This window comes from Sulfurihydrogenibium yellowstonense SS-5 (assembly GCF_000173615.1).
Taxonomy (GTDB): Bacteria; Aquificota; Aquificia; order Aquificales; family Hydrogenothermaceae; genus Sulfurihydrogenibium; species Sulfurihydrogenibium yellowstonense.
Genome location: NZ_ABZS01000157.1, coordinates 1 through 4,061 on the forward strand (window position 1 = coordinate 1; position 4,061 = coordinate 4,061).

At 30.4% G+C, this 4,061-nt stretch carries 7 protein-coding genes and 1 pseudogene; all 8 read left to right on the forward strand.

Annotated elements, in window-relative coordinates; all coding sequences use genetic code 11:
• Positions 1-156 precede the first annotated feature (156 nt).
• Entirely contained in the window at positions 157-621 is a 465-nt protein-coding gene (gene ribH, locus SULYE_RS06625) for a 6,7-dimethyl-8-ribityllumazine synthase (RefSeq protein ID WP_007547782.1), read from the forward strand.
• Positions 622-625: 4 nt separating this feature from the next.
• Positions 626-1,135, forward strand: a complete 510-nt coding sequence (nusB, locus tag SULYE_RS06630; RefSeq protein ID WP_007547783.1) for a transcription antitermination factor NusB — start codon at positions 626-628, stop codon at positions 1,133-1,135.
• Positions 1,101-1,430: a metallophosphoesterase family protein gene (locus SULYE_RS08680; RefSeq protein ID WP_007547784.1), complete on the forward strand. Its 330-nt coding sequence runs from the start codon at positions 1,101-1,103 to the stop codon at positions 1,428-1,430. Before nusB ends, SULYE_RS08680 begins: the two co-directional genes overlap by 35 nt.
• Positions 1,430-1,825, forward strand: coding sequence for a metallophosphoesterase family protein (locus tag SULYE_RS08685; protein WP_007547785.1), 396 nt, complete (start codon positions 1,430-1,432; stop codon positions 1,823-1,825). Before SULYE_RS08680 ends, SULYE_RS08685 begins: the two co-directional genes overlap by 1 nt.
• 473 nt (positions 1,826-2,298) lie before the next feature.
• Positions 2,299-2,598, forward strand: a complete 300-nt coding sequence (locus tag SULYE_RS06640) for a hypothetical protein (protein ID WP_007547786.1) — start codon at positions 2,299-2,301, stop codon at positions 2,596-2,598.
• Positions 2,595-3,377: an OmpA family protein gene (locus SULYE_RS06645; protein ID WP_007547787.1), complete on the forward strand. Its 783-nt coding sequence runs from the start codon at positions 2,595-2,597 to the stop codon at positions 3,375-3,377. Before SULYE_RS06640 ends, SULYE_RS06645 begins: the two co-directional genes overlap by 4 nt.
• A gap of 1 nt (position 3,378) precedes the next feature.
• Entirely contained in the window at positions 3,379-3,885 is a 507-nt protein-coding gene (locus tag SULYE_RS06650; RefSeq protein ID WP_007547788.1) for a metal-binding protein, read from the forward strand.
• Positions 3,882-4,061 (forward strand): annotated as a pseudogene (locus tag SULYE_RS08600) (site-2 protease family protein); the annotation flags it as partial. The gene SULYE_RS06650 and the pseudogene SULYE_RS08600, both read left to right, overlap by 4 nt.

The following is a 4,061-nucleotide window of genomic DNA, read 5'->3' on the forward strand; positions in this document are numbered from 1 at the left end:
TAAATTGTGAATTTGGAGAGCTTTGCACAAAGGAGCTATTTGCAATTCCTGTTCATGCATCTTTAACAGAAAGCGAAGTAGATTATATTGTAAGTACCGTTAAAAAAATTGTTAAGGAGGTTTAACATAGATGACTAAGTTTATAATGGAGGTATTATGAATATTATAGAAGGCAAACTATCAGCCGAAGGTTTAAAATTTGGTATTGTAGTCGGCAGGTTTAATAGCTTTATCACTGAAAGATTGTTAGAGGGAGCTATTGACTGTATTTTAAGACATGGAGGCAGTAAAGATAATATAGAAATTGTAAAAGTTCCCGGTTCTTTTGAAATTCCGCTAACAGCAAAGAAGCTTGCAAAATCTGGCAAGTATGATGCTGTTATATGCTTGGGGGCTGTTATTAGAGGTTCTACACCTCATTTTGATTATGTAGCCAATGAAGTAACTAAAGGAATAGCACAAGTTAGCTTAGAGACAGAAGTACCAATAAGCTATGGAATCTTGACAACAGACACAATAGAACAAGCAGTTGAGAGAGCCGGAACAAAAATGGGAAATAAAGGATTTGACGCTGCCATGGTTGCAATAGAAATGGCAAATGTTTTAAAGAGCATAGGATGATAAAATGAAAAAGAAGAAAAACAAGAGTCTAAAATTTTTAAGAAAAAGACTGTTAAAAGCAGCAAGAGATTTATCTATGAGAGTCCTTTTTGCATATGATTTTAGAAAAGAAGACCTATTCAATGTTTTAGAAGAATTTCTGAACACTAAAAAATTTCCTTCAGAAATAAAAGAATATGTATTAAAAGTTATAAACTTTTACAATGAAAACTCACAAGAAGTAGATGATATTATCAAGAGCCATCTTAAAAATTGGCGTTTTGAGAGAATTGGATATATTGAAAGAGCAGTATTAAGACTTGGTGTTTCTGAGCTTTTAATCATACATTCAAAAGAAGAAAGCAAAGAGTTAAAAGATAAAGAAATAAGGATACTATTCTTAGATTTACTTGATTTAGTAGAATGTTATACAAACTCTAAATTATCTGTTAAATTTGTAAACGGTATTTTAGGAAAAATAAATAAGGAATTGGAACAAAATGAGAATAGTATTCATATCGGACTTACACAGTAATATCTATGCTGTTGAAGCCTTAGATAAAGAGCTTAAAAATAAAAGTTATGATTACATATACTGCTTAGGCGATATTGTAGGGTATGGAGCAAATCCAAAAAAAATTGTTGATTGGGTAATAGAAAATGCAGATTTTTCACTAAGAGGAAATCATGACACCTTAATTTCAGATGCAGAACCAATCGATATGCACAATCCATACACTCTAAAAGCTGCATATTATAACATGGAAGTTTTAGAAGATAGACATAAGGATTATCTAAAATCTCTTCCAAAAGATTTTGATATGATTTGATGGTTTTGACTCATGATGAACCATGCATTTCCGGTGGTATGGAGTATATATCTAAAATCAAAGAAGCTTACGATACATATTCAGCTTTTAGTCAAAGTTTGTGTTTTTATGGTCATACACACTTGCCTGGAATTTTTGAGAAAGAAAATAATGAAGTTTTTTATAAAAGAGATAATAAGATATTTTTAAAAGAAGGAAATAAATATCTAATTAATCCTGGGAGTGTAGGTCAGCCAAGAGATAAAGATCCAAGATTGTCTTATATTATATTTGATTCTGAAGATAATGTTGTTGAATTTTATAGAGTAGAGTATGATGTTGAAAAGGCTGCAAGAGGTATATTGAATGCAGGTCTTTCCGCAATATTTGCAAACAGATTATTCAGAGGGGTTTAGAGAAAAAAGACTTGGCAAGATTTGATTGTGATCCTTGTCTTTCTTATCATTAGAAAGTCTTCTTTAAGAGGTTATTTCTTTTAAGGTATTAATGATTTGGCGGGACGTGAGGTGAGGAATTAGCTTTTACTTCAGGCTGGCGTAATACTTCTTTAATAAAACAGAAATTATACAAGCACTTAGAAATGTATTTAAAATATAGAAAACAATTTAAATACCTTGGGGTGAGAAATTAGCGGTTTTTATAAAATTTAAAAATGAGATCCTTCGGACTTCGTCCTCAAGATGACGAAGAAAACTTGATAATCATATACTTGACTAGTGGCAACCCTATTTGTCATTCCGAGCGAAGGGAAGAGTCTCATGGTTTTAATGAATTTCTCACCCGAGGTGTATTTTAGTTATATAATATTTTTAAATTTTATTTGAATTTTTACGAAAAAGAATTTATGAATGTCGTGGGAGGCATTAACATGGCAAGGAAATTTTTAGTTACTGTTTTGTGTTTTATTGGAATAGCGAATGCAGCTGATGTTTTAAAGAATTCTAACATAGAGTATTTAGATGCTGCAAGGTCGGCTTTGAAAACAGCTTATGAGTCTGGAGCAACCTTGAAAGCACCATATGAATATGGGAAAGCAAAAGGATTTTATAAAATAGCTGTTGAAGAATCTTCTAATTTTAATGTAGATAAATCTAATGAAGCAGCTAAAAAATCTATTGAATGGTCTTTAAAAGCTATTGAAAAAGCATCTCAAGGAGAGGTAAAATGAGAAAAAATATTATCGCTTCAACATTAATTTTGGCTTTTGCAAGCAATGTTTTTGCTAATCAAAACGTTGACATAAGTAAAATTCAAGAAAGATTTGATAAGTTAAAAGAAAAACATGCTCTTGAATGTTCACCGGAAGAATACGGAATGGTAGAAAGCTATTTAGAAAGTTTAAAAACCGAGAATAATCAATCTGTAGATTCATTGAGACTTACAGTAAAAATAGAAGACCTGTTAACAAAAATAGAAAAAAATATAAATTCTGATAAAGATAAAGATGGTATTCCATGCTATAAAGAAATAGAGCTTGGCCTTAATCCAAACATTCCTGATGTTATAGAGAAAGTAAAAGTTGCTCAAAATAAAGAACCTGAAAAATTAGATACTGGAGTAAAAGAGAAAGAAGCTCCAAAAACTTATAAAAGTACAGATGCTATTATCCAACCAGTTAGAATTCATTTTTATTCAAATAGTTCAAAAATCAAGAAGGAGTATTTACCATACTTAAATGTAGTTGCTAAGTATCTAAAAACCCATCCGGATGTAAAAGTTAAGATTAAAGGTTATACTGACAACATAGGTTCTAAAAAGTACAACGATAAATTAGCTTTAAAAAGAGCTGAGGCTGTCAAGCAATATTTAATTAAACTTGGTGTTTCTCCAAATAGAATTATGATAGACGGAGTTGGAAAATCTGAATACATTGTTTCTAATAATAATGAATTAGATAGGTTTACAAATAGAAGAGCCGAATTTTACATAATAAATTTGGCAGAATAGATTGGCAAAAGGAAGAACACACGATTTAATAAATCTCGCCGTTCTTCCTCCTCTCATTTACTACCTTCATCCATCGGATTTTATATCTTTTTCTGCCGGCTATTTCATCGGGACTTTTTTCCTTACTCCTGATAACGATTTATATTTTTCTAAACCAAATAGCAGATGGAAATTTTTAAAGTTCATATGGCTACCTTATACCAAGCTTTTTAGTCATCGTGGAATTTCTCATATTCCAATATACGGAACAATCACAAAAATTTTTTACTTATCTTTTATAGCATTTATATTTTTGTTTCTTTTAAAGCTTTTGATAAACTTTTTAATCCCGGATAATAATTTTCAAGTCCTAAGATTCGATAATTTAGATTTAAGCAGTTTTTTAAGCAATGTCTCATTTTTATCCTTTTTCTTTGGTCTAATTTTGGCTGAATTTGTGCATATATTTACAGATATAATTTATAGCAGCTTTAAAAAGTTAAAACCAAAAAGGAAAAGAAGAAGATGAATGCTATACCGTTATTTAAAATTTTTGGAATTCAAGTGTATATAGATTACAGCTGGTTTATAGCCTTTACTTTGATAACATTAACTTTATCTCAAGGATTTTATCCTACGCTTTATAAAAATCTCAGTCAATTTGATATATATAGCCGAGCAGTTTCTGCTATCATGCTTTTTTAT

Coding starts and splice junctions, on each gene's coding strand:
- SULYE_RS06640 (WP_007547786.1), top strand. CDS start 2,299: ATGGCAAGGAAATTTTTAGTTACTGTTTTGTGTTTTATTGGAATAGCG.
- nusB (WP_007547783.1), top strand. CDS start 626: ATGAAAAAGAAGAAAAACAAGAGTCTAAAATTTTTAAGAAAAAGACTG.
- SULYE_RS08685 (WP_007547785.1), top strand. CDS start 1,430: ATGGTTTTGACTCATGATGAACCATGCATTTCCGGTGGTATGGAGTAT.
- ribH (WP_007547782.1), top strand. CDS start 157: ATGAATATTATAGAAGGCAAACTATCAGCCGAAGGTTTAAAATTTGGT.
- SULYE_RS08680 (WP_007547784.1), top strand. CDS start 1,101: ATGAGAATAGTATTCATATCGGACTTACACAGTAATATCTATGCTGTT.
- SULYE_RS06645 (WP_007547787.1), top strand. CDS start 2,595: ATGAGAAAAAATATTATCGCTTCAACATTAATTTTGGCTTTTGCAAGC.